Source organism: Streptomyces sp. AM6-12, from assembly GCF_044327085.1.
Classification (GTDB): Bacteria; Actinomycetota; Actinomycetes; order Streptomycetales; family Streptomycetaceae; genus Streptomyces.
This window is the reverse complement of sequence record NZ_JBIQWN010000001.1, coordinates 3,054,227-3,080,033: the sequence shown is the minus strand read 5'-3', so window position 1 is coordinate 3,080,033 and position 25,807 is coordinate 3,054,227. Positions and strand designations below refer to the sequence as shown.

The 25,807-nt window shown below is 69.0% G+C and carries 27 protein-coding genes and 4 tRNA genes; 25 read left to right on the top strand and 6 right to left on the bottom strand.

The genetic code is table 11. The features are described from left to right. Positions 1-59: 59 nt before the first annotated feature. Positions 60-218: a hypothetical protein gene (locus tag ACE4Q9_RS13830; RefSeq protein ID WP_397984532.1), complete on the bottom strand. Its 159-nt coding sequence runs from the start codon at positions 216-218 to the stop codon at positions 60-62. 742 nt (positions 219-960) lie between these two features. On the opposite strand from ACE4Q9_RS13830, the gene ACE4Q9_RS13825 reads away from it, so the two are divergent. The 5 genes from ACE4Q9_RS13825 to ACE4Q9_RS13805 all read left to right on the top strand — a co-directional run bounded on the left by ACE4Q9_RS13825 (position 961) and on the right by ACE4Q9_RS13805 (position 4,196). Continuing rightward, on the top strand, positions 961-1,728 hold the full coding sequence (locus ACE4Q9_RS13825) for a GntR family transcriptional regulator (protein WP_397984531.1): 768 nt from the start codon (positions 961-963) through the stop codon (positions 1,726-1,728). Then, a complete protein-coding gene (locus tag ACE4Q9_RS13820; RefSeq protein ID WP_397984530.1) occupies positions 1,725-2,288 on the top strand; it encodes a GNAT family N-acetyltransferase in 564 nt (187 codons plus the stop codon). Before ACE4Q9_RS13825 ends, ACE4Q9_RS13820 begins: the two co-directional genes overlap by 4 nt. A gap of 768 nt (positions 2,289-3,056) precedes the next feature. Next, a tRNA-OTHER gene (locus ACE4Q9_RS13815) sits at positions 3,057-3,155 on the top strand. 179 nt (positions 3,156-3,334) lie between these two features. Next, complete coding sequence (locus tag ACE4Q9_RS13810; RefSeq protein WP_397984529.1) at positions 3,335-3,559, top strand: hypothetical protein; 225 nt, start codon at positions 3,335-3,337, stop codon at positions 3,557-3,559. 421 nt (positions 3,560-3,980) lie between these two features. Next, positions 3,981-4,196, top strand: coding sequence for a hypothetical protein (locus ACE4Q9_RS13805; protein ID WP_397984528.1), 216 nt, complete (start codon positions 3,981-3,983; stop codon positions 4,194-4,196). 28 nt (positions 4,197-4,224) lie between these two features. On the opposite strand, the gene ACE4Q9_RS13800 is transcribed toward ACE4Q9_RS13805, so the two are convergent. Continuing rightward, positions 4,225-4,881: an SDR family oxidoreductase gene (locus ACE4Q9_RS13800; protein WP_397984527.1), complete on the bottom strand. Its 657-nt coding sequence runs from the start codon at positions 4,879-4,881 to the stop codon at positions 4,225-4,227. 74 nt (positions 4,882-4,955) lie between these two features. Further along, entirely contained in the window at positions 4,956-6,206 is a 1,251-nt protein-coding gene (locus ACE4Q9_RS13795) for a hydrolase (RefSeq protein WP_397984525.1), read from the bottom strand. A 702-nt stretch (positions 6,207-6,908) separates the two neighbouring features. Here ACE4Q9_RS13795 and ACE4Q9_RS13790 point away from each other — a divergent pair. From ACE4Q9_RS13790 to ACE4Q9_RS13760, 7 genes are all read left to right on the top strand, one after another. Further along, positions 6,909-6,981 (top strand) — tRNA-Thr (locus ACE4Q9_RS13790). Between the two features lie 46 nt (positions 6,982-7,027). Beyond that, a tRNA-Met gene (locus tag ACE4Q9_RS13785) sits at positions 7,028-7,100 on the top strand. A gap of 91 nt (positions 7,101-7,191) precedes the next feature. Further along, a complete protein-coding gene (rpmG, locus tag ACE4Q9_RS13780; RefSeq protein ID WP_003948671.1) occupies positions 7,192-7,356 on the top strand; it encodes a 50S ribosomal protein L33 in 165 nt (54 codons plus the stop codon). A 132-nt stretch (positions 7,357-7,488) separates the two neighbouring features. Continuing rightward, positions 7,489-7,941, top strand: coding sequence for a MaoC family dehydratase N-terminal domain-containing protein (locus tag ACE4Q9_RS13775; protein ID WP_397984523.1), 453 nt, complete (start codon positions 7,489-7,491; stop codon positions 7,939-7,941). Between the two features lie 7 nt (positions 7,942-7,948). Then, positions 7,949-8,377: a MaoC family dehydratase gene (locus ACE4Q9_RS13770; RefSeq protein ID WP_397984522.1), complete on the top strand. Its 429-nt coding sequence runs from the start codon at positions 7,949-7,951 to the stop codon at positions 8,375-8,377. 141 nt (positions 8,378-8,518) lie between these two features. Then, complete coding sequence (locus ACE4Q9_RS13765; protein ID WP_397984521.1) at positions 8,519-9,094, top strand: TetR/AcrR family transcriptional regulator; 576 nt, start codon at positions 8,519-8,521, stop codon at positions 9,092-9,094. A 116-nt stretch (positions 9,095-9,210) separates the two neighbouring features. Further along, complete coding sequence (locus tag ACE4Q9_RS13760; RefSeq protein WP_397984520.1) at positions 9,211-10,674, top strand: MFS transporter; 1,464 nt, start codon at positions 9,211-9,213, stop codon at positions 10,672-10,674. Here the strand turns inward: ACE4Q9_RS13760 and ACE4Q9_RS13755 are convergent, their stop codons facing one another. Next, positions 10,675-11,100, bottom strand: coding sequence for an ATP-binding protein (locus tag ACE4Q9_RS13755; protein WP_397984519.1), 426 nt, complete (start codon positions 11,098-11,100; stop codon positions 10,675-10,677). It lies immediately after the preceding gene. A 156-nt stretch (positions 11,101-11,256) separates the two neighbouring features. Here ACE4Q9_RS13755 and ACE4Q9_RS13750 point away from each other — a divergent pair, with 156 nt between their 5' ends. From ACE4Q9_RS13750 to ACE4Q9_RS13735, 4 genes are all read left to right on the top strand, one after another. Then, positions 11,257-12,033: a helix-turn-helix domain-containing protein gene (locus ACE4Q9_RS13750; RefSeq protein ID WP_397984518.1), complete on the top strand. Its 777-nt coding sequence runs from the start codon at positions 11,257-11,259 to the stop codon at positions 12,031-12,033. Next, a complete protein-coding gene (locus ACE4Q9_RS13745) occupies positions 12,030-12,239 on the top strand; it encodes a DUF397 domain-containing protein (RefSeq protein ID WP_397984517.1) in 210 nt (69 codons plus the stop codon). Before ACE4Q9_RS13750 ends, ACE4Q9_RS13745 begins: the two co-directional genes overlap by 4 nt. Positions 12,240-12,311: 72 nt before the next feature. Next, on the top strand, positions 12,312-12,650 hold the full coding sequence (locus tag ACE4Q9_RS13740) for a hypothetical protein (RefSeq protein ID WP_397984516.1): 339 nt from the start codon (positions 12,312-12,314) through the stop codon (positions 12,648-12,650). 42 nt (positions 12,651-12,692) lie between these two features. Beyond that, a complete protein-coding gene (locus ACE4Q9_RS13735) occupies positions 12,693-13,748 on the top strand; it encodes a UDP-N-acetylmuramate dehydrogenase (protein WP_397984515.1) in 1,056 nt (351 codons plus the stop codon). Positions 13,749-13,766: 18 nt separating this feature from the next. Here ACE4Q9_RS13735 and ACE4Q9_RS13730 read toward each other — a convergent pair whose 3' ends face one another. Together ACE4Q9_RS13730 and ACE4Q9_RS13725 are read right to left on the bottom strand one after the other, a co-directional pair. After that, on the bottom strand, positions 13,767-14,798 hold the full coding sequence (locus ACE4Q9_RS13730; RefSeq protein ID WP_397984514.1) for an adenosine deaminase: 1,032 nt from the start codon (positions 14,796-14,798) through the stop codon (positions 13,767-13,769). A 124-nt stretch (positions 14,799-14,922) separates the two neighbouring features. Beyond that, on the bottom strand, positions 14,923-16,149 hold the full coding sequence (locus ACE4Q9_RS13725; protein ID WP_397984513.1) for a pyridoxal phosphate-dependent aminotransferase: 1,227 nt from the start codon (positions 16,147-16,149) through the stop codon (positions 14,923-14,925). Between the two features lie 258 nt (positions 16,150-16,407). Between ACE4Q9_RS13725 and ACE4Q9_RS13720 the strand changes: the two genes are divergently transcribed. From ACE4Q9_RS13720 to rpoB, 9 genes are all read left to right on the top strand, one after another. Beyond that, a tRNA-Trp gene (locus tag ACE4Q9_RS13720) sits at positions 16,408-16,480 on the top strand. A 106-nt stretch (positions 16,481-16,586) separates the two neighbouring features. After that, entirely contained in the window at positions 16,587-16,874 is a 288-nt protein-coding gene (secE, locus tag ACE4Q9_RS13715) for a preprotein translocase subunit SecE (protein ID WP_397984512.1), read from the top strand. A gap of 80 nt (positions 16,875-16,954) precedes the next feature. Then, complete coding sequence (gene nusG / locus ACE4Q9_RS13710; RefSeq protein ID WP_397984511.1) at positions 16,955-17,857, top strand: transcription termination/antitermination protein NusG; 903 nt, start codon at positions 16,955-16,957, stop codon at positions 17,855-17,857. Between the two features lie 167 nt (positions 17,858-18,024). Next, complete coding sequence (gene rplK / locus ACE4Q9_RS13705) at positions 18,025-18,459, top strand: 50S ribosomal protein L11 (protein WP_046419431.1); 435 nt, start codon at positions 18,025-18,027, stop codon at positions 18,457-18,459. Positions 18,460-18,557: 98 nt separating this feature from the next. Beyond that, complete coding sequence (gene rplA, locus ACE4Q9_RS13700) at positions 18,558-19,283, top strand: 50S ribosomal protein L1 (protein ID WP_145482786.1); 726 nt, start codon at positions 18,558-18,560, stop codon at positions 19,281-19,283. Between the two features lie 136 nt (positions 19,284-19,419). Further along, positions 19,420-20,358 (top strand): hypothetical protein, encoded by a 939-nt coding sequence (locus ACE4Q9_RS13695; protein ID WP_397984510.1) that lies wholly within the window; start codon positions 19,420-19,422, stop codon positions 20,356-20,358. A gap of 297 nt (positions 20,359-20,655) precedes the next feature. After that, positions 20,656-21,186: a 50S ribosomal protein L10 gene (gene rplJ, locus ACE4Q9_RS13690; protein ID WP_037657529.1), complete on the top strand. Its 531-nt coding sequence runs from the start codon at positions 20,656-20,658 to the stop codon at positions 21,184-21,186. A gap of 111 nt (positions 21,187-21,297) precedes the next feature. Continuing rightward, positions 21,298-21,681: a 50S ribosomal protein L7/L12 gene (gene rplL / locus ACE4Q9_RS13685; protein WP_397984509.1), complete on the top strand. Its 384-nt coding sequence runs from the start codon at positions 21,298-21,300 to the stop codon at positions 21,679-21,681. A 567-nt stretch (positions 21,682-22,248) separates the two neighbouring features. Next, positions 22,249-25,734, top strand: a complete 3,486-nt coding sequence (gene rpoB, locus ACE4Q9_RS13680; protein WP_397984508.1) for a DNA-directed RNA polymerase subunit beta — start codon at positions 22,249-22,251, stop codon at positions 25,732-25,734. Positions 25,735-25,807 lie beyond the last annotated feature (73 nt).

The window sequence follows — 25,807 nt, the reverse complement described above, 5'->3', positions numbered from 1 at the left end:
AGCGCCCCCGGAGCTGCAACTCCGGGGGCGCGCGCCGTTCTGTGAGTGGGCGGGTGTGGTCAGCCCTTCTTGGGCTTCGTGCCGAACGTGGCGTGCAGCTCGGACGTGACGTCCTTGCACTCGCCGCGCTCCATACGGTCGTAGATCTTCTGGCCCTTGACGAAGGCATCCGCGCTGGTCAGATCCGACGCCTGCGACTCCTGCTTCTTGCCGAACATCCGAACCCCCTGGGGTGTCGTGATTGGACGGGCCCGACCGCCACAAGGGCGGCTCCGGCTCCCCGCGCTCCCGCCCGTTCGGGCCCCGCTCACGGCGGGCCCGGTCGGGCGGGAGAGGCAGCCGGCCGCAGCGCGAAGCGCCGCGAACCAGGAAGCGGACCAGAGGGGAAAGGGCGCCGCCGGCCGGTCCGCGGACCGGGGCGCCCAGATATGTCGTCGGCCCATGACCGACCTCCCGCAGATCGCAGGGACACGGCTTCACCAGCACGCCGTTGCCACAGCGCACCGGCCCCGAGCCGGGAACGTCGGGTGCGTCATCGTCACTGCTCTGACGCCAGCAGGGCGGCGCGTACCAGGTGGCACCCCTGGGGTTGACCTCCACGCAATGAAGGGCTGATCCCCAGGACTGTTCTCCAGAGCCGGTACGCAGGGCAGGACACGTTCACCTGCCACGAAGTGGCCGCCGGCGGCCGTCACCCGGGCCGCTGCGGAGGCGGGGACTCGTTCCCCACCGAACTTGGCGCTCTGTTGAGTTCTCAAGTAACCGGCGCTTCCTTCGTACTCACCCCTCGCGGGGCTTTCCTCCGGGCGGGCATAGATGCTCCACACTTAGGTGTTGGACCACCTGCTCAGCTTGTTGGTACGAGCTGATGCAGTGATGCTGCACCCACGGACAGTGAGCCGTCAAGCGATTGGGGCCAACATGTACCAACGAGTTGCGCGAGTGCGTCATGATGGGGTCATGAACAAGCAGCCGAAGTACCGGCAGGTGGCCGACGCCTTGCGGCGTGAGATCGACAACGGGACCTTTGCGCCGGGCTCCCGGCTCCCGTCGGAGAGTGAGCTGCAAGCCCGCTTCGACGCCTCCCGGAACACAGTCCGGAACGGGCTAAGTCTGCTGGTCGGCGAGGGGCTGGTCGCTTCCAGTCAGGGCCTTGGGTACGAGGTCCGGTCACATGAGGTCTTCGAGCTGAACGCCTCACGCTTCGAGAACCTGAACTTCCCTCAGAACGGGGACGCGTACAACACGAACGTCACGGATGTCGGCCGACGGCCGCACCAGACGTTTCGCGTAGAGATGCTGCCGGCACCCAAGGAAGTGGCCGCTCGTCTTCGTGTGGAAGCGGGCACCAAGGCGGTGCTGCGCTTCTGTCACCGGTACGTGGACGATGTGCCGTGGTCCACGCAGGCGACCTACTACCCAGGTTGGCTGATCGAGGAGTCGCCGCGTCTGGCAGAACCGGGAGACATCGAGGAAGGGACCACCCGGTATTTGGCGTCACGCGGCATCGAGCAGATCGGCTACTACGACGAGATCGCAACGCGCATGCCGACGCCAGAAGAGGCCCGCCTCCTGGAGATGGGGCCTGGCGTCCCTGTGCTGCTCTGGACGCGTACGGGCTACTCGTCGGACCGACCTATCCGCTGCACTGTCACGACATTCCGGGGTGACCTGAACCGGATGAACTACGAGATCGGCGACCTCGGCGCCCGAAGTGAGCACACGTGATCATCACTTACGCAGAGCCGCAGGACCTGGCCAAGCTGCTTGCCTTCCGCGAGGAGGCATCAGCTTGGCTGCGTGGCCTTGGGTCGGACCAGTGGAGCCGCCCGTATCCGGCAGACAAGCTGCTGGCGACCATCGAGGCGGGCACGGTGTTCATGCTTCGAGACGGGAAAGTGACCGCGGGCACGATCACGCTGACGCCTGAGGCCGAAGAGGGACTCTGGACCGACAGCGAACTGGCCGAACCCTCGATGTTCGTTAACAAGCTCACCGTTGCTCGTGAGTATGCCGGGCAAAACCTGGGTGGTCGGCTGCTCGACTGGGCTGGCGACCGTGCGTACCGTTCCGGGGCGCGATGGCTTCGCCTGGACGCTTGGACGACCAACGAGGGACTCCAGCAGTACTACCTTTCACACGGCTTCACCCATGTCCGCACCGAGCATGCGGGTGCCGCCGTGAACGGCGGACCAAGGGTGTCCGGGTGGCTTGCGCAGCGACCTGCGCGGGTCGCTGCGCACGGTTTCATCGACTGCACAGCGGTGCCCTCCGGCGACGCCAAATAGTGCACCCGTAACGTCCGAGGGTCGAAAGGTGCCTGCGGTTAGTAAAAACTAAGCAATGCTCCTCGCTGGCTGTTGCCGGGTGAAGCAAGACGCGATGGCAATGCTGTGCAGTGACGCTAGAGCTAGGTGTTCTGTGCTTGGCCGAGAGGCGCGGTGTGCGGGGATGAGGGTGCGTCGGCTGCTCGCTCCAGGTGGCGCGTGCGGCGCGGGAGTTGACATCCTCGTTACCTGCACGATCCTTCACCGTACCGCCCCTTTGCAGTACCGAGTAATGCATAGGGCGGTACGGTAGAACGCGCAGATCAACCCCACTCTTCTGCACCAATAGTCTCGCGTCTGCAACGATGCTTTCGTGAATTAGCAAACGGTGCATGTCTTTTGGATGGGGTGCGAAGCTGAGGGTGTTTGCCTCACTCTGGACCGACGTCAGGGTGGTGGGCCAACGAGAGGCGGCCCCCGCACCACCGGGAGCCGCCCTGACCGTCTCATTGGAGTGCAGAGAGAGGTCATCGATGACCCTACCGACTGAAGCGCGAGAGTTACCGGCCGGTGCGGACAAGTGGGCGCCCTCGTTGTTCAGGAGGGCATGGCGGAGGTGCTGGAAGAGGCGACACGTTCCTGTATTTGTCAGCCTTGCCAGTCTGGGGGGCTCCGTTGCCGTACTTGTCCGCCTGGTGCCCTCGCTGGCCCCTCCGATAGAAGCAGCCACTGGCGTAGTGGCGCTAGCTGTCGCTGTGATGGCTCTGACCCCCCAGGTGTCCCCCCGCGGGAGGAGGCAAAGGGAAAGCCGCAGGTCGTAGGTAATTTACTGAGCCCGCTGTAAATCTGCCGGCTCAGCCTTCCCAGGTTCGAATCCTGGCGCCGCCACACTTGGGGAAGCCCCCTCTGAACTGCGAACGCAGTACGGAGGGGGCTTCTTCTTGTGTCTGCCGACATGGCTCGCGGTCGGCACTAGACTCGAACGAGTGAGCGAATACCGATCGGCGGAACCAGAAGCAGAGCCCGGTGCGGGTGCGGGTGCTCCCCGTCCGGACGATGCTGGAGACATGGCCGGGAAGCGCCCCATCGTCGTCCAGTTGCCCTCGCCGAGCGGTGGGCGGCGGGTCCGGGTGGACGGGGAGATCCTGGGGCTCGCGCACAACGTGCGGGACCTGGTGGAGTTCCTGCGCAGAGCCGGGCTGGACATCGAGCCGGAGCAGGTCGCGGACTCGCCGTTGATCGACTGGCGCGGCGTCGGCCCCGAGCACTGGGAGGCGGAGTCGCGCACCTGAGGCGGACGCCACCGTCGGCTCACCCGAGGCGGACGCGGTCGCCGGTGCCGACGCGGGGCGGGCAGAACCGCCGACGCGCGAGCAGTGGGCGCAGACACCACCCCTCCTGAAGGGGACGTGCCCGCCGGGCTGACCTGAAGGGGCACGATCATCACCCCTCCTGAAGCGGACGTGCCCGCCGACGGACCTGAGGCGGGCACGGCCCCCGCCTCTCCTGAAGCGGGCACGGCCCCCGCCTCTCCCGAAGCGGGCACGGCCTCCGCCCCTCCCGAAGCGGGCAGGGCCCCGCCCCTCCCGAAGTCGGCACAAGCACCGCCCCTCCCGAAGCCGCACAAGCACCGCCCCTCCCGAAGTCGGCGCGACCGTCAGTCCCTCCGGAGCGAGTGGCCGCCGGCGTGACCGGACCAGGCACACTGGCCGTATGTCCTCCTCCCGACGCAGAACCTGTCCCGTATGCCACCGTGAGATCGCCATCGTCGCGGGACGCTTCGCGCGGCACGATCCGCCTGGGGGGCGGGAGGACGTGCGGCTCGTCTCCTGTGAGGGGTCGCGGCGGAAGGCGCAACTCGGGGCGGCGCAACCCACGTTGGACGGGTACGTCGTGCCCGAGTTCCCCGGTCAGTTGCCGTTGTTCTGAGGTGCGGTCAACAGCGGTCGCCGTAACCTCAGTTGCCCGCCACCGACTTCACCGCGACCGACACCGGCGTCGAACCGGACGTCAGTTCCAGCGTCAGACCTGCCGTCGACGAGGTCTCCACCAGCTCCGCGAGTACGGCGGCCACGTCGTCCCGCGGGACCATGCCGCGCCCGGTGTGCGCCTCCAGGCGGACCAGTCCGGTGCCGGCGTCGTCGGTCAGCGTGCCGGGCCGCAGGATCGTCCAGTCCAGGTCCTTCTGACGGGTGACGTACGCGTCGGCCTCGCCCTTGGCGCGCAGATAGACGTCAAACACCTCGTCGCCCTGGTGCGCGGGGTCCGCTCCCATCGAGGACACCACCACGAACCGGCGTACGCCCGCGCGCACGGCCGCGTCCGCGAACAGCACCGCCGCGCCCCTGTCCACCGTCTCCTTGCGGTCCGTACCGCTGCCCGGACCCGCGCCCGCCGCGAACACCGCCGCGTCCGCGCCCCGCAGCAGCCCCGCGACCTCCTCCACCGAGGCGGACTCCAGGTCGAGCACCAGCGGCTCCGCCCCGGCCGACCACAGATCGCCGCTCTGCTCCGGCTTGCGGATGATCCCCGCGACCTCGTACCCACGCGCGGCGAGCAGCCGTTCCAGCCGCAGCGCGATCTGACCGTGACCACCAGCGATGACAATGCGCATGCTTTAGACCGTACGCCCGAAAACTCCCGCCTGCCGCACGGGTTGACCCCGGCCGCGCCCGGTCCCGGCGCGCGCTACGACACCTCGCCCCGCCCCTGCCGCGGCAGCCCCAGCTCCGGGGCCGCCGCCGAGTTGCAGTACTCGCGGACCGCGCTCGTACGGGCCACCACCCGCGCGCGGTGGATCACGATCCGGCTGTACGCCAGGGAGAGCGCGCCCGGCAGATGGTCGCCGCGCACGGCGAGCAGCTCCGCGGGGAACCCCGCCTCCACGCGGACACCGGGCAGGCCGAGCGCGGCGCGTGCCGTCGTGCTCACCGCGTCGTACGCGTCCTCCGGGCGCAGCCCGTGGGCGGAGGCGAGCAGGTAGGCGGCCTCCAGGGGGTCGCCGCGGCCCACCGGGTTCGACACGTCCCGCAGCGCGCCGCTGCCGGCCGCCACCCGGACCCCGGCCGCGCGCAGCAGCCGTACCGGGGCCGCGCCCCGCCGGTCGCTGCCGCCGCAACCGCCCTGGGGCAGGCATACGACCGTCACCCCGGCCGCCGCGAGCTGGTCCGCGGCGCGGGAGGCGGCGTCGGCGGACAGGCGCGTGAGACCGGTGCACGGGCCGATCGTCACGCCGGGGCGCATGCCACCCGCCATCGCCGCGAGCCGGGACAGCCGGGCCGGGTCGGCGGCGTCCGTGTGCAGGTCCACCGGCAGGCCGTGCTCGGCGGCCACGTCCAGGACCGCCTCCACGTACCCCGTGGGATCCGGGTCCAGGTCGGGGCAGCCGCCCACCGCCGCGGCGCCCATCTTCGCCGCGTCCCGCAGCATCGCCAGGCCGTCCGCCCCGGCCACCCCGGTCAGCAGCCGGGGCATCGCCACCGCCGTCAGCTCCGCGAGCCCCCGCAGCGCCCGCCGCGCCTGGAGTACGGCGCCCAGCGCGCCGAGTCCCTGTACGTCGCCCACGCGCACGTGCGCCCGTACCGCCGTCGCCCCGTGGCCCAGTTGGAGCAGCGTCGCCTCGGTGGCCCTGCGCTGGACGTCCTCGGGGGCGCAGGAGGCCGGGCCCGCCTGCTCGGCGGACAGGGCGGTGTCGCCGTGCGCGTGCGGCTCCGCCGGGGCGGGCAGCAGCAGGTAGCCGGAGAGGTCGACGCGCTGGGCGCCCGCGCGGGCCGGCCCCTGCGCCAGGCTGCCCGCGGTGCCCACGGCCTCGATCCGGCCACCGCCCAGCCGTACGTCCACGGTCCGGCCGTCGGTCAGCCGCGCCCCGCACAGCAGCAGACCGCCCGACGGATTCGACGAGTTCGACGGCAGGTGCGGCTGCGGCTGGCTGTCGGGCATCGCGCTCCAAGGTCGGGTAGGGCGGGGTGGCCGGGGCGGTCGGGAATCTCGGGAGGGCAAGGGGGAGCCGGTGACGCGCCGTGACCGGCGACCGGGGGTTCGGGGCGCCCCAAGATCACACAGGGCGTGTCGAGCCTAGGGTGACGAACGGCACAGGTCCCGCAGGAGCGCAATAGTCGTACCGGCGTGGTGCAGGGGTACGGGGGCCGCGTGGCACGCGGGCAGTGCTCTCCCGCCCGCCGGTCTCCGGAATCCCCACGGGGCCCGTACGGTCGCCCCGCCTGCCCGCCGGGCGATGCGGCCCGCTGGACACCAGCGACCCGCTCGGCGCCAGCGGCGTGTTCCGCAGCAGCGGCGTGCTCCGCGCGCCCCACCGCCTTCCGCTTGGCCTTACCCAGCGTGATCTTCCAGGCCCCCGGCCGCGCCCCACCCGCCCTGCTCCTGCGGCTCGCGCGGCAACCCGGCGTGCACGCCCCGCCGATTCGTCTCCGCTTCAGCCGCCCCCCGGCCGGGGACCCCGGCAGGCACCTGGCCGGCTCCCGGCAACTGGCGACAGCCTTCCAACAGCCCCCAACAGCCCCTGACAGCCGCCCCCCACGGTCCCCGGAGGCCCGCCCGTGAGCCTCGACGGCAGGCATCCCGAGCCCGTGGGGATATGGATTTGGGTGAACGGCGGCGGACCGTGTAATGTCTTCATCGCTCGCCCCAATAGCTCAGTCGGCAGAGCGTCTCCATGGTAAGGAGAAGGTCAACGGTTCGATTCCGTTTTGGGGCTCTGATGTGAGAGGTTCCCGTCGTAAGGCGGGTCCCGATCTCATCAAAGCGGTGTAGCTCAGTCGGTAGAGCAAGCGGCTCATAATCGCTGTGTCACCGGTTCAAGTCCGGTCACCGCTACTGACAGTAGCCGATTGCGGGGTCGGTCCTTCAATCGGCTACTCTTTCTTGCGTTGAACTAGCCCATTCTGTTCGTCTTAGGAGCACTCACGTGGCTGCCACCGACGTCCGCCCGAAGATCACGCTGGCCTGCGTGGAGTGCAAGGAGCGGAACTACATCACCAAGAAGAACCGGCGTAACAACCCGGACCGACTGGAGATGAAGAAGCACTGCCCGCGTTGCAACGCGCACACCGCGCACCGCGAAACGCGATAAATAGGCTCGTTCGCGAGGCCGTCCCCTTTCGAGGGGGCGGCCTCGCGGCGTTTTCACGGTCGGGCCTCCGGCCGGTTCCGGGCCCCGGATAGTTTGGGACCCTCACATCCAGACATCAGGAGGTGCCGGGCCATGGCGCTCGACCAGTCCTTCGTGGGACGGACCTACCCGCCCACCGCGCCCTACGAGGTGGGCCGGGAGAAGATCCGCGAGTTCGCCGAGGCCGTGGGGGAGACCAACCCGGTGTTCACGGACCCGGAGGCCGCCAAGGCGTGCGGGCACTCCGACGTGATCGCCCCCCCGACCTTCGTGTTCTCGATCACTTTCCGCGCCGCCGGCCAGGTGATCGAGGACCCGCAGCTCGGCCTGGACTACAGCCGGGTCGTGCACGGCGACCAGAAGTTCGTCTACCGCCGCCCGGTCCGCGCCGGCGACCGGCTCACGGTCACCTCCACCATCGAGGCGATCAAGTCGCTCGCGGGCAACGACATCCTGGACATCCGCGGTGAGGTGCACGACGAGGCGGGCGAACTCGTCGTGACCGCCTGGACCAAGCTCGTGGCCCGCGCGGCCGAGGAGGTTTGAGCAGCTGATGACGGCGAAGATCGGCTACGACGATGTCGAGGTCGGCACCGAGCTGCCGGCCCAGACCTTTCCTGTGACGCGTGCCACCCTCGTGCGCTACGCGGGTGCCTCCGGGGATTTCAACCCCATTCACTGGAACGAGAAGTTCGCCAAGGAGGTGGGCCTGCCGGACGTCATCGCGCACGGCATGTTCACCATGGCCGAGGCGATCCGCGTGGTCACCGACTGGCTCGGTGATCCGGGCGCGGTCGTGGAGTACGGCGTCCGCTTCACCAAGCCGGTCGTGGTGCCCAATGACGACCAGGGCGCCCTGATCGAGGTCAGCGCCAAGGTCGCGGCCAAGCTGGACGACAACACGGTCCGCGTGGACCTCACGGCGACCAGTGGCGGCCAGAAGGTGCTGGGGATGTCGCGGGCGGTCGTACGGCTCGCCTGACGGCGGACGGACCGGCCGCGGAAGCGGTGTGCGAGTAAGGGGCGCTCTCCATGGCGAAGCGCCCCTTACTCGCGCCCAGGGCGCCCAAGTTCCCGCCCGACCTCCGTTGCGAAGTTAGTAACTGAGTACTAACTTACTTTTGTGGTCAGGATGAGTGCAGAAGAACGGCGCGAGAGCGTCATCCGCGCGGCGACGGAGGAGTTCGGCCGGGGTGGCTATTACGGCACCTCCACCGAGGCCATCGCCAAGCGGGTCGGCGTGTCGCAGCCGTACCTCTTCCGGCTCTTCCCGGGCAAGCGGGCGATCTTCCTCGCGGCGGCCGAACGCTGCGTGGAGGACACCATCCGCATGTTCGAGCAGGCCACCGAGGGTCTGGAGGGCGACGAGGCCCTGCACGCCATGGCCGAGGCGTACACCAGGGCCATGGCGGAACAGCCCGCGCGCCTGATGATGCAGATGCAGATGTACCTGGCCGTCGCCGCCGCCGAGGAGGAGGGCGACCGGGAGTTCGGCGAGGCCGTACGGGCCGGCTGGATGCGGCTGTGGGACACGATCGATCTGCCGCTCGGCGCGTGCGTGGCCGACACGACCGAGTTCATGGCCTACGGAATGCTCATCAACTGCCTGGTGGCCATGGGCTTCCCGCGCGAGCACCGTGTGTGGGAGGGCCTGCACACCGTCCCGTTCGAGCGGCGGGCGGGCGCGCCGGACGCCTAGGGCGGAGCGGACCGGGGGTGCCTACGGGGGCACACCCATGTCCAAAAGTTAGTCATCAATCACTAATCGAACCCGACACACCGAAGACACCGAGAACTCATTTCTCCGGGGGAGCGATGTCACAACAGTCCGAGCAGACCGAACAAACCGCACAGCCCCGCGGGAGCGCCGGCTGGGCCCTCCTCGTCACCAGCGTCGCCGGCTTCATGGCCGCCCTGGACAACCTCGTCGTCACCACCGCCCTGCCCGCCATCCGCAAGGACCTCGGCGGGGCGCTGGACGACCTGGAGTGGACGGTGAGCGCGTACACGCTCACCTTCGCCTGCCTGCTGATGTTCGGTGCCGCGCTCGGCGACCGGTTCGGACGCAGGCGGCTGTTCATCGCCGGGCTCACGATCTTCACCGGCGCCTCCGCCGCCGCTGCGATGGCCCCCGGCATCGACTCCCTGATCGCCGCCCGCGCGGTACAGGGCGTCGGCGCGGCCGTGATGATGCCCCTCACGTTGACCCTGCTGACAGCGGCCGTGCCCGCCGCCAAGCGGGGGACCATGTACGGCATCTGGGGCGCCGTCAACGGCCTCGCCGTCGCCTCCGGGCCCCTCATCGGCGGCAGCCTCACCGAACACGTGTCCTGGCACTGGATCTTCTGGCTGAACGTTCCACTCGGCCTGATCGCGCTGCCCCTCGCCCGCCTCCGCCTCGCCGAGTCCCACGGCACCGGCGCCCGCCTGGACGTCCCCGGCACCCTGCTCGCCAGCGGCGGCCTCTTCGGGATCGTGTACGGCCTGGTCCGCGGCCCCTCCGACGGCTGGACGGACCCGGTGGTCCTGACCGCCCTGTCGGCCGGCGGCGCGCTCCTCGTCGCCTTCGTGGTCTACGGCTCCCGCGCCGCCAACCCCATGCTGCCGATGCGCCTGTTCCGCTCCCGCGCCTTCTCCGGGATCAACGCGGCCAGCCTGCTCATGTTCGTCGGCATGTTCGGCTCGATCTTCCTGCTCAGCCAGTACATGCAGGGCGTCCTCGGCTACTCGCCCACCGACGCGGGGCTGCGGATGCTGCCCTGGACCGGCATGCCGATGCTGGTCGCGCCCCTCGCCGGAATCCTCTCGGACCGGGTGGGCGGCCGACCGGTCGTCGCCGCGGGCCTGATCTTCCAGGCCGGCGGCCTCGCCTACATGGCCTGCGTCGTCACCGCGCACGCCTCCTACGGCGTCCAGCTGCCCGCCCTGATCCTCAGCGGCGTCGGCATGGCCCTCTACTTCGCCCCGGCCGCCAACCTCGTGATGTCCAGCGTCCGGCCGCACGAGCAGGGCATCGCCTCCGGCGCGAACAACGCCCTGCGCGAGGTCGGCGGGGCGCTCGGCATCGCGGTCATGTCCTCGATCTTCTCGGCATACGGCGGCTACACCTCCGCCCAGTCCTTCGTGGACGGCCTGCGCCCCGCGCTGGTCACCGGCGCCGCCGTGGTCGCCCTCGCGGCCCTCGCCGCGCTGGCCATTCCGGGCAGGGGCCGCGCCGCCGGGCCGAAGACCACGGCCGAGGGCCCCGCCGCGCCGGTCCTGGAGAACGCGGCCGGCTGATCAGCCGACCGAGCACTCCGCCCACACCGTCTTGCACGGGAACCGGCCCTGCCGCACCCCCCAGCGGTCCGCCAGAGCGTCCACGAGGAGCAGGCCACGGCCCGACTCCGCGTCCTCGGCGGGCCGTTGCCGCGTGGGGAGCAGTTCCCCGCGGGTGTCCGTGACCTCGATCCGCAGCGTGTTCCCGGCCAGGCTCAGCGTCAGCCGGAAGTCCCGCCCCGGAATGCGGCCGTGCATCACGGCGTTGGCCGCCAGCTCGGCCACGAGATGGCTCGCGGTCTCCGTGGGCGGCCCCCAGCGCCGCAGCTGCGCCTCGGTGAGCAGCCGGGCGAGCCGGGCGCCCCGGCGGGTGGACGACAGCAGCAGGCTGAAGTCCGGGAAGCGCGTGGGGGATTGGGCCGTGGCCTGGGCGAATTTCTGGTTCATGCCGTTCAGCGTGGCCGGAAATGCCTACCGTGAGGAGTGATCGAGCGGTTGCGTGCGGTGACTGTCGGCTGGTTGTCCGGTGCTGTCCAGGCTGTCGGGATCGTTGCTCCGGGTAGTGCGACGCGGAACGCGCGCGGGACGACAGAGGGGTACGAGATGTCGGTCGACGAGGCGGTACAGCCCGAAGAAGAGGTGGACGAGCCGGGCTGGGAGGTCGATCCGGACGACGAGTGGGGCGTCGCCGTGATCACCATGGTGGGACGGCAGTTGAAGCTGCTGCGCGAGGCGGCGGGAATGCGTGCCCCGCAGTTCGGGGCGCTCATCGGGTACGGAGAGGATCTCGTCTACAAGGTCGAGGGCGGGAAGCGGATCCCCAAGCGGCAGTACCTGGTCAACGCCGACCGGGTGCTGAACGCGAACGGGGTCATCGAGGCGACGTGGGAGGACGTCAAGAAGGTCAGGTACCCGAAAGGGGTTCGGGACCTGGGGAAGCTGGAGGCCAAGGCGGTCGAGATCGGTGTGTACGAGTCGCAGAGCATCAACGGCTTGCTGCAAATTCCTGAGCACGCACGGGCTCTGATTCAGGCACGGCAACCGCCGTATTCGCCGGACGACCTGGAGCGCATGGTGGCTGCGAGGCTGGCTCGGCAGTCGGTCGAACATCTGCTGGAGGTGGGCCGGTTGCACAATGTCACGCTTCAGGTCATGCCGACGAACGCCGAACCTCACCCAGGGCTGGATGGCAGGATCGAACTGCTCAAGTTCCCGGATGGTACGGCGGTGGGCCGGTCGGACGGGGTCTTCAACGGCCGCCCGGTCTCCGAACCCAAACACCTGCACATCCTTGAGCTGCGGTATGGCACTATCCGGGCTCAGGCGCTCTCGCCACGAGAGTCACTGCCCTTCATCGAGCAACTGCTGGGAGAAACATGATCCGCAAGACCACTGCCGGGGACGCCTCCGAGCTGGCGTGGTTCAAGAGCAGCTACAGCGGCGGCAACGACGGCAACTCCTGCGTCGAGCTTGCTGTCACCTCCGGCACCGTCCATGTCCGTGACTCCAAGGACACCGATGGCCCCCGGCTGGCGCTCACGCCGGAGGCCTGGGCGGAGTTCGTGGCGTACGCCTCGTACAACTGACCTCCCCACCGCCTGCCCGCCTGCCCCCGGTCACCACTCGGGGCAGGCGGCCCGTTGCCAGGAACGCACCACATGCGCCCGGAACGCTTCCAGGACTGGCTGATCGGCACCGTGAAGAACACGCCCGGCGTGACCCGCGGCCAGTCCTGCGCTGAGGCCGGCGAGGCCAAGGCTCCCTCCGGCATCGTGCACGAGGAGCGGCCGGTCACGGACACCCCGTTCGCGGCGCCCGCCCCGCAGCCCGGTGAGGCCGCCGACGTCTGGCTCGCGGGAGCGATCGGTGCCGCCGAGTGCTCCGAGATCGCGCGCGTCGAACGCTGGGCCGCCCTCCCGGAGGGCGCCTCGCAGGCCGGTCTCACGGTGTTCCACCACAACGGCAGCCGGAACTTCGTCCGCCCCCTACAGCCGTAGCCGTGACCGGGCCCGCCCGGCGGTTCTCGTAGTCTTGCCCCCGTGCACGTACTCCACGACGCCCCCCTTGCCCCGCTGACCACGTTCCGGCTGGGCGGTCCCGCGCTGCGGCTGGTGACCGCCGAGACCGATGCCGAGGTGATCGATGCCGTCCGGGAGGCGGACGACAGCGGAACGCCGCTGTTGGTGATCGGCGGGGGATCAAACCTCGTCATCGGGGACAAGGGATTCGAGGGGACCGCGCTGCGGATCGCCACCCGAGGGGTCGAGCTGCGGGGGACCACCCTGGAGCTGGCGGCCGGGGAAGTGTGGAGCGACGCCGTCGCGCGCACCGTCGAGGCCGGGCTCGCCGGAATCGAGTGCCTGGCCGGGATTCCGGGGTCCGCGGGCGCCACGCCGATCCAGAACGTGGGCGCGTACGGCCAGGAGGTCTCCGCGACGATCTCCGAGGTGATCGCCTATGACCGGCGCGCCGGTGAGACGGTCACACTGGCCAACGAGGAGTGCGACTTCTCGTACCGGCACAGCCGCTTCAAGGCCGACCCCGAGCGGTACGTCGTCCTGCGCGTCCGGTTCGAGCTGGAGGACGCGGGCGGGATGTCCGCGCCGGTCAAGTACGCCGAGACGGCCCGCGCGCTCGGCGTCGAGGCGGGGGACCGGGTGCCGCTGGGCCAGGCCCGCGAGACGGTGCTGAAGCTGCGCGCGGGCAAGGGCATGGTGCTGGACGCCGACGACCACGACACCTGGTCGGCCGGCTCCTTCTTCACCAACCCGATCCTCACCGAGGAGCAGTTCGCCGTGTTCCGGGAGCGGGTGCGCGAGCGGCTGGGGGAGGGCGTCGAGCCGCCCGCGTACCCGGCGGGCGAGGGCCGCAGGAAGACCTCGGCCGCCTGGCTGATCGACAAGGCGGGCTACACCAAGGGCTACGGCACCGGCCCCGCCCGCATCTCCACCAAGCACACCCTCGCCCTCACCAACCGCGGCGAGGCCACCACCGAGGACCTCCTCGGATTGGCCCGCGAGGTCGTCGCCGGGGTCCGCGAGGCCTTCGGGATCACCCTCGTCAACGAGCCCGTCATGGTGGGCGTGGGCCTCTGAGGACCCGGCCCCGGCCTCCTAGGACGTCAGCCAGTCGTCCACGCCCGCCAGCAGCCGTGCCTTGACGTCCGCCGGGGCGGCCGAGCCGCGGATGGACTGGCGGGCCAGTTCCGCCAGTTCGGCATCCGAGAAACCGTGGGCATGGCGTGCGATCTCGTACTGGGCGGCCAGCCGGGAGCCGAACAGCAACGGGTCGTCGGCGCCCAGCGCCATCGGGACGCCCGCCTCGAAGAAGGTGCGCAGCGGTACGTCCTCCGGCTTCTCGTACACGCCGAGGGCCACATTGGACGCCGGGCACACCTCGCAGGTCACCTGGCGGTCCGCCAGCCGCTTCAGCAGCCGGGGGTCTTCCGCCGCACGCACCCCGTGTCCGATCCGGCCCGCGTGCAGATCGTCCAGGCAGTCCCGCACCGAGGCCGGGCCGGTCAGCTCGCCGCCGTGCGGGGCCGACAGCAGGCCGCCCTCGCGCGCGATGTGGAAGGCCCGGTCGAAGTCCCGCGCCATGCCCCGCCGCTCGTCGTTCGAGAGGCCGAAGCCCACCACGCCCCGGTCCGCGTACCGCACCGCGAGCCGGGCCAGCGTGCGGGCGTCCAGCGGGTGCTTCATCCGGTTGGCGGCCACCAGGACCCGCATCCCGAGCCCGGTCTCCCGCGAGGTGGCCTCCACCGCGTCCAGGATGATCTCCAGGGTGGGGATCAGCCCACCGAGCCGGGGCGCGTACGAGGTGGGGTCCACCTGGATCTCCAGCCAGCCGGAGCCGTCCCGCAGATCCTCCAGCGCGGCCTCACGCACCAGGCGCCGGATGTCCTCCGGTTCGCGCACACAGGAGCGCGCCGCGTCGTACAGCCGCTGGAAGCGGAACCAGCCCCGCTCGTCCGTGGCCCTGAGTTTCGGCGGTTCGCCGCTGGTCAGCGCCTCCGACAGCGTCTCGGGCAGCCGTACGCCGTACTTGTCGGCCAGCTCCAGGACGGTGCCCGGCCGCATCGAGCCGGTGAAGTGCAGGTGCAGATGGGCCTTCGGCAGCTCAGAGAGATCACGTACACGCTCCATTCCCAGATCCTGCCGCACACCCCTGCCCTCCCGGTAGCCGTTTCCCCGGTCGAGGTCTTGCCCGGACAAACGAACGAGGGGCACATACGGGTATCCGTATGTGCCCCTCCCAAGCGTCCGGAGGTCAGTCCCTGGCCTCCGCCAGCAGCTTCTGGATCCGGCTCACGCCCTCCACCAGGTCCTCGTCGCCCAGCGCGTACGACAGCCGCAGGTAGCCGGGGGTGCCGAACGCCTCGCCCGGTACGACCGCGACCTCGGCCTCCTCCAGGATCAAAGCGGCCAGCTCGACCGAGTCCTGCGGGCGCTTGCCGCGGATCTCCTTGCCGAGCAGCGCCTTGACCGACGGGTAGGCGTAGAAGGCGCCCTCGGGCTCGGGGCAGAGCACGCCGTCGATCTCGTTCAGCATCCGCACGATCGTCTTGCGGCGCCGGTCGAACGCCTCGCGCATCTTCGCCACGGCCTCCAGGTCACCGGAGACGGCGGCCAAAGCGGCGGCCTGCGCGACGTTCGACACGTTCGAGGTGGCGTGCGACTGGAGGTTGGTCGCGGCCTTGACGACGTCCTTGGGGCCGATGACCCAGCCCACCCGCCAGCCGGTCATGGCGTACGTCTTCGCCACGCCGTTGACCACGATGCACTTGTCGCGCAGCTCGGGCAGCAGCGCGGGCAGGGAGACGGAGACGGCGTCGCCGTAGACCAGGTGCTCGTAGATCTCGTCCGTGAGCACCCACAGGCCGTGCTCCAGGGCCCAGCGGCCGATCGCCTCGGTCTCGGCCTCGGAGTACACCGCGCCGGTCGGGTTGGACGGGGAGACGAACAGCACCACCTTCGTCTTCTCCGTGCGCGCCGCCTCCAGCTGCTCGACGGAGACCCGGTAGCCGGTGGTCTCGTCGGCCACGACCTCCACCGGGACACCGCCCGCGAGACGGATCGACTCCGGGTAGGTGGTCCAGTACGGCGCCGGGACGATGACCTCGTCGCCCGGATCGAGGATCGCGGCGAACGCCTCGTAGATCGCCTGCTTGCCGCCGTTGGTGACGAGGATCTGCGAGACGTCGGGCTCCCAGCCGGAGTCGCGCAGCGTCTTCGCGGCGATCGCGGCCTTCAGCTCGGGCAGCCCGCCGGCCGGCGTGTAGCGGTGGAACTTCGGGTTCTTGCAGGCCTCGATCGCGGCCTCGACGATGTAGTCCGGGGTCGGGAAGTCGGGCTCACCGGCACCGAAGCCGATCACCGGCCGCCCGGCGGCCTTCAGGGCCTTGGCCTTGGCGTCCACGGCGAGGGTGGCGGACTCGGAGATCGCGCCGACTCGGGCGGAGACCCGGCGCTCGGTGGGAGGGGTTGCAGCGCTCATGGAGCCCATGCTTCCAGACCGGAAATGTCCCGGGCACACGGGTTTCACAGTCTGAACGGCTTCGGGTCCAGGCGTGAACGGGTATCCGAATACGCCGCCCGGCCTGGACGATCTTCGCCGCCGGACGCACGGGCGGGCACTTTCTGTTCGACGCCGGGCCCGCGACCACGTACACTCTCACCTCGTTGGCCTCCAGCGGCCCGATGCGGCCGGTGCCACCGAGCACCCGCTCGGATGCGGTACGTTGGGGACACACAAAGGGTCGTAGCTCAATTGGTAGAGCACCGGTCTCCAAAACCGGCGGTTGGGGGTTCAAGTCCCTCCGGCCCTGCTACACACACCGCCAGGATGTGTGCGCTTGTACGTACAGCAATGCACCGCCGTGCGGCTCAGTAACCGGGCGCGGCACGGCCACGACCCGGGATCAGGTGAGGATTATGACGGACGCCGTGGGCTCCATCGACACGCCTGATGCCCAGGACGAAGTGCCTGAGGCCAAGAAGAAGGCCCGCAAGGGCGGCAAGCGCGCCAAGAAGGGTCCGCTGAAGCGGCTGGCCACCTTCTACCGCCAGATCATCGCGGAACTCCGCAAGGTCGTCTGGCCCTCGCGCAACCAGATGACGTCGTACACCACTGTGGTGATCTTCTTCGTCGCCATCATGATCGCGCTGGTGACCGTGATTGACTATGGGCTCAACCACGCGGCCAAGTACGTCTTCGGCTGAGCCAAGAGCGAAGGGCGCCGTGGCACCGGCGCCCGTTTTCGCATGTTCCACCCCTATGTATCCAGGAAGAAGCAGCCATCGTGTCTGACCCGAACCTGAACGACGACGCCACCGAGTCTCGCGGGAACGCTGCCGAGATGGTGGACGACGAGCTCGACATCGTCGAGGGCGCGGACGAGCAGGACGAGTTCGAGGCTGCCGAGGCCGAGGCGGGCGAGCCGGCCGAGGAGGCCGCGCTGCACACCGAGGACGCGGACGAAGCGGACGACGAGGCCGCCGAGGACGAGGACGCCGCCGTCGAGGCCGCCGAGGAGGGCGACGAAGAAGCCGCCGCCGAGGCCGTCGAGGAGGAGCCGGCCGCTCCGGTCGACCCCGTCCAGGCCCTGCGCGAGGAACTGCGCACCCTGCCCGGCGAGTGGTACGTCATCCACACGTACGCCGGCTACGAGAACCGCGTGAAGACCAACCTGGAGCAGCGCGCCGTCTCGCTGAACGTCGAGGACTACATCTTCCAGGCCGAGGTGCCGCAGGAAGAGGTCGTCCAGATCAAGAACGGCGACCGCAAGACGATCAGGCAGAACAAGCTGCCGGGTTACGTCCTGGTCCGCATGGACCTGACCAACGAGTCCTGGGGCGTCGTCCGCAACACGCCGGGCGTCACCGGCTTCGTGGGCAACGCGTACGACCCGTACCCGCTGACCCTGGACGAGATCGTCAAGATGCTCGCCCCGGAGGCCGAGGAGAAAGCCGCCCGCGAGGCCGCCGAGGCCGAGGGCAAGCCCGCCCCGCAGCGCAAGGTCGAGGTCCAGGTGCTGGACTTCGAGGTCGGCGACTCGGTCACCGTCACCGACGGCCCGTTCGCCACCCTCCAGGCGACGATCAACGAGATCAACGCCGACTCCAAGAAGGTCAAGGGCCTGGTGGAGATCTTCGGCCGCGAGACGCCGGTCGAGCTCTCCTTCGACCAGATCCAGAAGAACTAGTCCTTCTGGACCACCGCTTCCGAACAGGTCGGACGGGCTGATCACAGCCTGTCTGACCTGCTCGGTTTTCAGCCGCGCATCTATACCCGTTATCGTTGTGCGGTATGCCTGCATCCGGGTCGTCCCCGGAAGCGGGCAGGACCCGAACCGAAAGGACCCGGAGAGCTATGCCTCCCAAGAAGAAGAAGGTCACGGGGCTCATCAAGCTCCAGATCCAGGCCGGTGCCGCCAACCCGGCTCCGCCGGTCGGCCCGGCGCTGGGTCAGCACGGCGTCAACATCATGGAGTTCTGCAAGGCCTACAACGCCGCGACCGAGTCGCAGCGTGGCTGGGTCATCCCGGTGGAGATCACGGTCTACGAGGACCGCTCCTTCACCTTCGTCACCAAGACGCCGCCGGCCGCCAAGATGATCCTCAAGGCCGCGGGTGTGGAGAAGGGCTCCGGCGAGCCGCACAAGACCAAGGTCGCCAAGATCACCGAGGCGCAGGTCCGCGAGATCGCCACGACCAAGATGCCCGACCTGAACGCGAACGACCTGGACGCCGCGGCGAAGATCATCGCCGGTACCGCGCGCTCCATGGGCGTCACGGTCGAGGGCTGACCACCACCAGCAGGTAATGCGGCCGCCGCCGGCCGCACGTGGCAGGGCCTGCTCGGCCCGGATACCACGACTCCTTACAGAACACACAGGAGCAAGTTGTGAGCAAGCGCAGCAAGGCTCTCCGCGCTGCGGACGCCAAGATCGACCGGGAGAAGCTGTACGCCCCGCTCGAGGCCGTCCGTCTCGCCAAGGAGACCTCCACGACCAAGTTCGACGGCACCGTCGAGGTCGCCTTCCGCCTGGGTGTCGACCCGCGCAAGGCCGACCAGATGGTCCGTGGCACCGTGAACCTTCCGCATGGCACCGGTAAGACCGCCCGGGTCCTGGTCTTCGCGACCGGTGACCGTGCCGAGGCCGCGCGTGCCGCGGGCGCCGACATCGTCGGCGCCGACGAGCTGATCGACGAGGTCTCGAAGGGCCGCCTGGACTTCGACGCCGTCGTCGCCACCCCGGACCTCATGGGCAAGGTCGGCCGCCTCGGCCGCGTCCTCGGCCCCCGTGGTCTGATGCCGAACCCGAAGACCGGCACCGTCACCCCCGACGTGGCCAAGGCCGTCACGGACATCAAGGGCGGCAAGATCGAGTTCCGCGTCGACAAGCACTCGAACCTGCACTTCATCATCGGCAAGGTGTCCTTCGACGACACCAAGCTGGTGGAGAACTACGGCGCCGCGCTGGAGGAGATCCTCCGTCTGAAGCCGTCCGCCGCCAAGGGTCGCTACATCAAGAAGGCCGCCATCACCACCACGATGGGCCCCGGCATCCAGCTCGATCCGAACCGCACCCGCAACCTCCTCGTCGAGGAGGACCCGGCCGCCGTCTGAGCCCCGCGCTCACCCGGTAGCCGCGTCCGGTACGCGTGACCGAAGGGCGGGCCCTGCAACCTTTGAGGTGCGGGGCCCGTCCTTTCTGTGTACGAGCTTGTCGTACGACGTGACTCTTGTATGGGGGTAGGACCAGATGACGAGCACCGCACGCCGGGTGACCCTTTCCGTGGCCGTGGTGGCAGCGCTGACCGGGGTGGCCGCGTGCGGCTCCTCGGGCTCCGGGAAGGGCGACGGCAAGGCGTCGGGTGACAGCACGGTCCACCTCAGCCCCGTCGCGGCCGTACTGCGCAATGTCGAGCAGTCCACGGACAAGGCCGACTCGGCCAAGGTGCGCGCCGACATCTCCATGGGCGATGTCATGAAGCTGACGGAGAACGGCTCCTTCGACTGGAGCGACGGCCTCAAGGGCAACGTGACCGTCGACTACACCGGCGGCAAGATGGCCGAGATGATGAGCAAGGCCGGCAGCTCCAGCATGGCGATCCGCTACCTGCGGGACGGCTACTACGCGAAGATGAGCGACACCTTCGCCCGGCAGGCCGGGGGCGGCAAGCACTGGATCAAGTACGACTACAACTACCTGGCCAAGGCCGGCGGGGCGTCCGGAGCGTTCACGAAGGAGCAGCTCCAGTCGTCCACGCCGAACCAGTCGGTGAAGGTGCTGCTGGCCTCCGGGGACGTCAAGGAGGTCGGCCAGGAGACGGTCGACGGCACGCACACCCGGCACTACGCGGGCACCGTGGACGTGGCCGCCCTGGCGGGCCGGACCAGCAACCTCACCGCGGCCCAGCTCTCGGAGCTCAAGCAGCAGCTGACCAAGTCCGGGATCACCACCGAGACCGTCGACATCTGGATCAACGACCAGAACCTGCTGGTCAAGCAGAGCGTGAAGGCGGCCACCGCCAACGGCACGCTGACCACCACCGCCCACTACAGCGACTACGGCGTGCCGGTCTCCGCCGAGGCGCCGCCGGCCTCCGACACCATGGACATCGCCGACATGATGAAGTCGGCCGGCGTCAACAGCCCCTCGGGCGGCACCACGACCGGCGGCACCGGCCTCACCTCCTGAGCCCACGGGGGCCGGGGCCCGATTTGCTCCAGGGCGCCCCGGTCCCGTACGCTCATCCCCGAAGCCAAAGACCGCTGGTCGTTGCCGCGCGCTCGCAGAGGGCGCGGTGGCCGAAGGATCCGCTGAAAAGTGGACGACCCGCGCAGGTGTCAGTGGAAGAACTCCCGGAGTGCGCGCGCCGAGCGCGTGTGCGGCCGGTCGAGTCCGCCCCGAGCGCCTGCGCCGGGGCGTTTCGTTTTACCCAGTCCTCCTTCGGGTCCGCGCGGTCCGAATCACCCGGAAGGAGGCCGAGGCTCTATGGCGAGGCCCGACAAGGCTGCCGCGGTTGCGGAGCTGACGGACAAGTTCCGCAGCTCCAACGCCGCCGTGCTGACCGAGTACCGCGGTCTCACCGTGGCGCAGCTCAAGACGCTGCGCCGGTCGCTCGGTGAGAACGCCCAGTACGCCGTGGTGAAGAACACGCTGACCAAGATTGCGGCCAACGAGGCCGGGATCGCGCTGGACGACCAGCTTTTCGCTGGTCCGACGGCCGTCGCCTTCGTCACCGGTGACCCGGTGGAGTCGGCGAAGGGTCTCCGTGACTTCGCCAAGGACAACCCGAATCTCGTCATCAAGGGCGGTGTCCTTGACGGCAAGGCGATGTCCGCCGACGAGATCAAGAAGCTTGCGGACCTCGAGTCCCGCGAGGTTCTGCTCAGCAAGCTGGCCGGTGCCTTCAAGGGGAAGCAGTCCCAGACTGCCTCCCTCTTCCAGGCGCTGCCGTCGAAGCTCGTCCGCACCGTGGACGCGCTGCGCGCCAAGCAGGCCGAGCAGGGCGGTGCCGAGTAATTCGGCTCGCTTTCTGACCCGCACCATCCGGCGCGGGTCGCAGCGGGCCGACGTACGCCCGCCTTACCCAGTACATCCGGCACCTGCCGATTGAGTGGAAGGACCGCCATCATGGCGAAGCTCACCCAGGACGAGCTGCTTGCCCAGTTCGAGGAGATGACCCTCATCGAGCTCTCCGAGTTCGTGAAGGCCTTCGAGGAGAAGTTCGACGTCACCGCCGCCGCCGCGGTCGCCGTTGCGGGCCCCGCCGGCCCGGCCGCCCCGGCCGAGGCCGCTGAGGAGAAGGACGAGTTCGACGTCATCCTCACCGGTGCCGGCGACAAGAAGATCCAGGTCATCAAGGTCGTGCGCGAGCTGACCTCCCTCGGCCTGAAGGAGGCCAAGGACCTGGTGGACGGCACCCCGAAGCCCGTCCTCGAGAAGGTCAACAAGGAGGCCGCGGACAAGGCTGCCGAGGCCCTCAAGGGCGCCGGCGCCTCCGTCGAGGTCAAGTAAGACCTCACGGGTCCGCAGGACTCGAACGCGCGCTGAAATCGGCCCTGTAGGGCTGTAACGCGAACGCACCGAGAAGCGATCATCCATCCGGGTGGTCGCTTTTCGGCGTATGCGGAGGGTGACCGCGGTTGCCTTGCGCTCGCGGTGGCGAGAGGTATGGTGATCTTCGTCGTGTCTCCGGACGGCCCGCTTCCGGGTGGGAGGCTCTTGACGAACCGCACGCAGCGCGCAATTCTCAGGACGCGTCGTCACAAGGATCCGAATCCGAGGCATGGATCGACGGCGAAGAGGGCAGTATCAACGTGCGTTGAAGGGCAGCATGCCGAGGGCGTTGACAAGAGCGGTGAGCACAGCGAGGGTCTCGACAAACCCGCACTGGACATCAGTGTGCCAAGTGGCTACACTGACCCTTTGCGCTGCCTGTTAGCTGTCCCCTGCCCGTCACCAGGGGTCTGCCCTCACTCAAGCATCGATGACCGATCCCCCTGACCTGGGGTTTCCGTCTCCGTGCTGGAGGGAGGGGCCGGTACGCGCGTAGTGAGTCCGAGCCCTCGGAAGGACCCCCTCTTGGCCGCCTCGCGCAACGCCTCGACCGCGAATACGAACAACGGCGCAAGCACCGCCCCGCTGCGCATTTCCTTTGCAAAGATCAAGGAGCCTCTCGAGGTTCCGAACCTGCTCGCGCTGCAGACCGAGAGCTTTGACTGGCTGCTCGGCAACACCGCTTGGCAGAGTCGGGTCGAGGAGGCTCTGGAGAACGGCCAGGACGTCCCCACCAAGTCCGGTCTGGAGGAGATCTTCGAGGAGATCTCCCCGATCGAGGACTTCTCCGGGTCGATGTCGCTGACGTTCCGGGACCACCGCTTCGAGCCGCCGAAGAACTCCATCGACGAGTGCAAGGAGCGCGACTTCACGTACGCCGCTCCCCTCTTCGTCACCGCCGAGTTCACCAACAACGAGACCGGTGAGATCAAGTCCCAGACGGTCTTCATGGGCGACTTCCCGCTCATGACGAACAAGGGCACCTTCGTCATCAACGGCACCGAGCGTGTCGTGGTGTCTCAGCTGGTCCGTTCCCCCGGTGTCTACTTCGACTCCTCCATCGACAAGACGTCCGACAAGGACATCTTCTCCGCCAAGATCATCCCGTCGCGGGGTGCCTGGCTGGAGATGGAGATCGACAAGCGCGACATGGTCGGTGTGCGTATCGACCGCAAGCGCAAGCAGTCGGTCACCGTCCTTCTGAAGGCCCTCGGCTGGACCACCGAGCAGATCCTCGAAGAGTTCGGCGACTACGAGTCGATGCGCGCCACCCTGGAGAAGGACCACACCCAGGGCCAGGACGACGCGCTGCTCGACATCTACCGCAAGCTGCGTCCGGGCGAGCCCCCCACGCGCGAGGCCGCGCAGACGCTCCTTGAGAACCTCTACTTCAACCCGAAGCGCTACGACCTCGCCAAGGTCGGCCGCTACAAGGTCAACAAGAAGCTGGGCGCCGACGCCCCGCTGGACGCGGGCATCCTGACCGTCGAGGACATCATCTCGACGATCAAGTACCTGGTGCAGCTGCACGCCGGCGAGACCGAGACCACGGGCGCCAACGGCGACACGATCGTCGTCGAGACCGACGACATCGACCACTTCGGCAACCGTCGTCTGCGCAGCGTCGGCGAGCTCATCCAGAACCAGGTCCGCACGGGTCTGGCCCGTATGGAGCGCGTCGTGCGCGAGCGCATGACGACCCAGGACGTCGAGGCGATCACGCCGCAGACCCTGATCAACATCCGGCCGGTCGTCGCCTCCATCAAGGAGTTCTTCGGCACCAGCCAGCTGTCGCAGTTCATGGACCAGAACAACCCGCTGTCGGGTCTCACCCACAAGCGCCGTCTGTCGGCCCTTGGTCCGGGTGGTCTCTCCCGTGAGCGGGCCGGCTTCGAGGTCCGCGACGTGCACCCCTCGCACTACGGCCGCATGTGCCCGATCGAGACGCCCGAAGGCCCGAACATCGGTCTGATCGGCTCGCTCGCCTCCTACGGCCGGGTCAACGCGTTCGGTTTCGTCGAGACCCCGTACCGCAAGGTCATCGACGGCCAGGTCACCGACGAGGTCGACTACCTGACCGCCGACGAGGAGGACCGCTTCGTCATCGCGCAGGCCAACGCCCCGCTGACGGACGACCTCCGCTTCGCCGAGGCCCGCGTGCTGGTCCGCCGCCGTGGCGGCGAGGTCGACTACGTCGGTGGCGAGGACGTGGACTACATGGACGTCTCGCCGCGCCAGATGGTGTCGGTCGCGACCGCCATGATCCCCTTCCTGGAGCACGACGACGCCAACCGTGCCCTCATGGGCGCGAACATGATGCGTCAGGCCGTCCCGCTGATTAAGTCCGAGGCCCCGCTCGTCGGCACCGGCATGGAGTACCGCTCCGCCGTCGACGCCGGCGACGTGGTCAAGGCCGAGAAGGCGGGCGTGGTCCAGGAGGTCTCCGCGGACTACATCACCACGGCGAACGACGACGGCACGTACATCACGTACCGTCTGCACAAGTTCTCCCGCTCCAACCAGGGCACCTCGGTCAACCAGAAGGTCATCGTCAACGAGGGCGACCGGATCATCGAGGGCCAGGTCCTGGCCGACGGCCCGGCCACCGAGAACGGCGAGATGGCCCTCGGCAAGAACCTGCTCGTGGCGTTCATGCCGTGGGAGGGTCACAACTACGAGGACGCGATCATCCTGTCGCAGCGCCTCGTGCAGGACGACGTCCTCTCCTCGATCCACATCGAGGAGCACGAGGTCGACGCCCGTGACACCAAGCTCGGCCCCGAGGAGATCACGCGGGACATCCCGAACGTCTCCGAGGAGGTCCTCGCCGACCTGGACGAGCGCGGCATCATCCGCATCGGTGCCGAGGTCATCGCCGGCGACATCCTCGTCGGCAAGGTCACGCCCAAGGGTGAGACCGAGCTGACCCCGGAGGAGCGCCTGCTGCGCGCCATCTTCGGCGAGAAGGCCCGTGAGGTCCGCGACACCTCGCTGAAGGTGCCGCACGGCGAGACCGGCAAGGTCATCGGCGTGCGCGTCTTCGACCGTGAGGAGGGCGACGAGCTGCCGCCGGGCGTGAACCAGCTGGTCCGCGTCTACGTCGCGCAGAAGCGCAAGATCACCGACGGTGACAAGCTCGCCGGCCGTCACGGCAACAAGGGCGTCATCTCCAAGATCCTGCCGATCGAGGACATGCCGTTCCTGGAGGACGGCACCCCGGTCGACATCATCCTCAACCCGCTGGGTGTGCCGTCCCGAATGAACCCGGGACAGGTCCTGGAGATCCACCTCGGCTGGCTCGCCAGCCGCGGCTGGGACGTCTCCGGTCTCGCCGACGACTGGGCGCAGCGCCTCCAGGCCATCGGCGCCGACAAGGTCGCCCCGCGCACCAACGTCGCCACCCCGGTGTTCGACGGTGCCCGCGAGGACGAGCTGGCGGGTCTGCTCCAGCACACCATCCCGAACCGCGACGGCGAGCGCATGGTGCTCCCGTCCGGCAAGGCGCGGCTGTTCGACGGCCGCAGCGGTGAGCCGTTCCCGGACCCGATCTCGGTCGGCTACATGTACATCCTGAAGCTGCACCACCTGGTCGACGACAAGCTGCACGCCCGCTCGACCGGTCCGTACTCGATGATCACCCAGCAGCCGCTGGGTGGTAAGGCGCAGTTCGGTGGCCAGCGCTTCGGCGAGATGGAGGTGTGGGCCCTCGAGGCCTACGGCGCCGCGTACGCCCTCCAGGAGCTGCTGACCATCAAGTCCGACGACGTCACCGGCCGCGTGAAGGTCTACGAGGCCATCGTCAAGGGCGAGAACATCCCCGAGCCCGGCATCCCCGAGTCCTTCAAGGTGCTCATCAAGGAGATGCAGTCGCTCTGCCTGAACGTGGAGGTGCTGTCCAGCGACGGTATGTCCATCGAGATGCGTGACACCGACGAGGATGTCTTCCGCGCTGCGGAGGAGCTCGGTATCGACCTGTCCCGGCGCGAGCCGAGCAGCGTCGAAGAGGTCTGACGGGAGTCCGGCGGGGCCCTCACCCACAGGGCCCCGCCGACCCCCAGGCCCCCGTTTCAGACCACAGACTTAA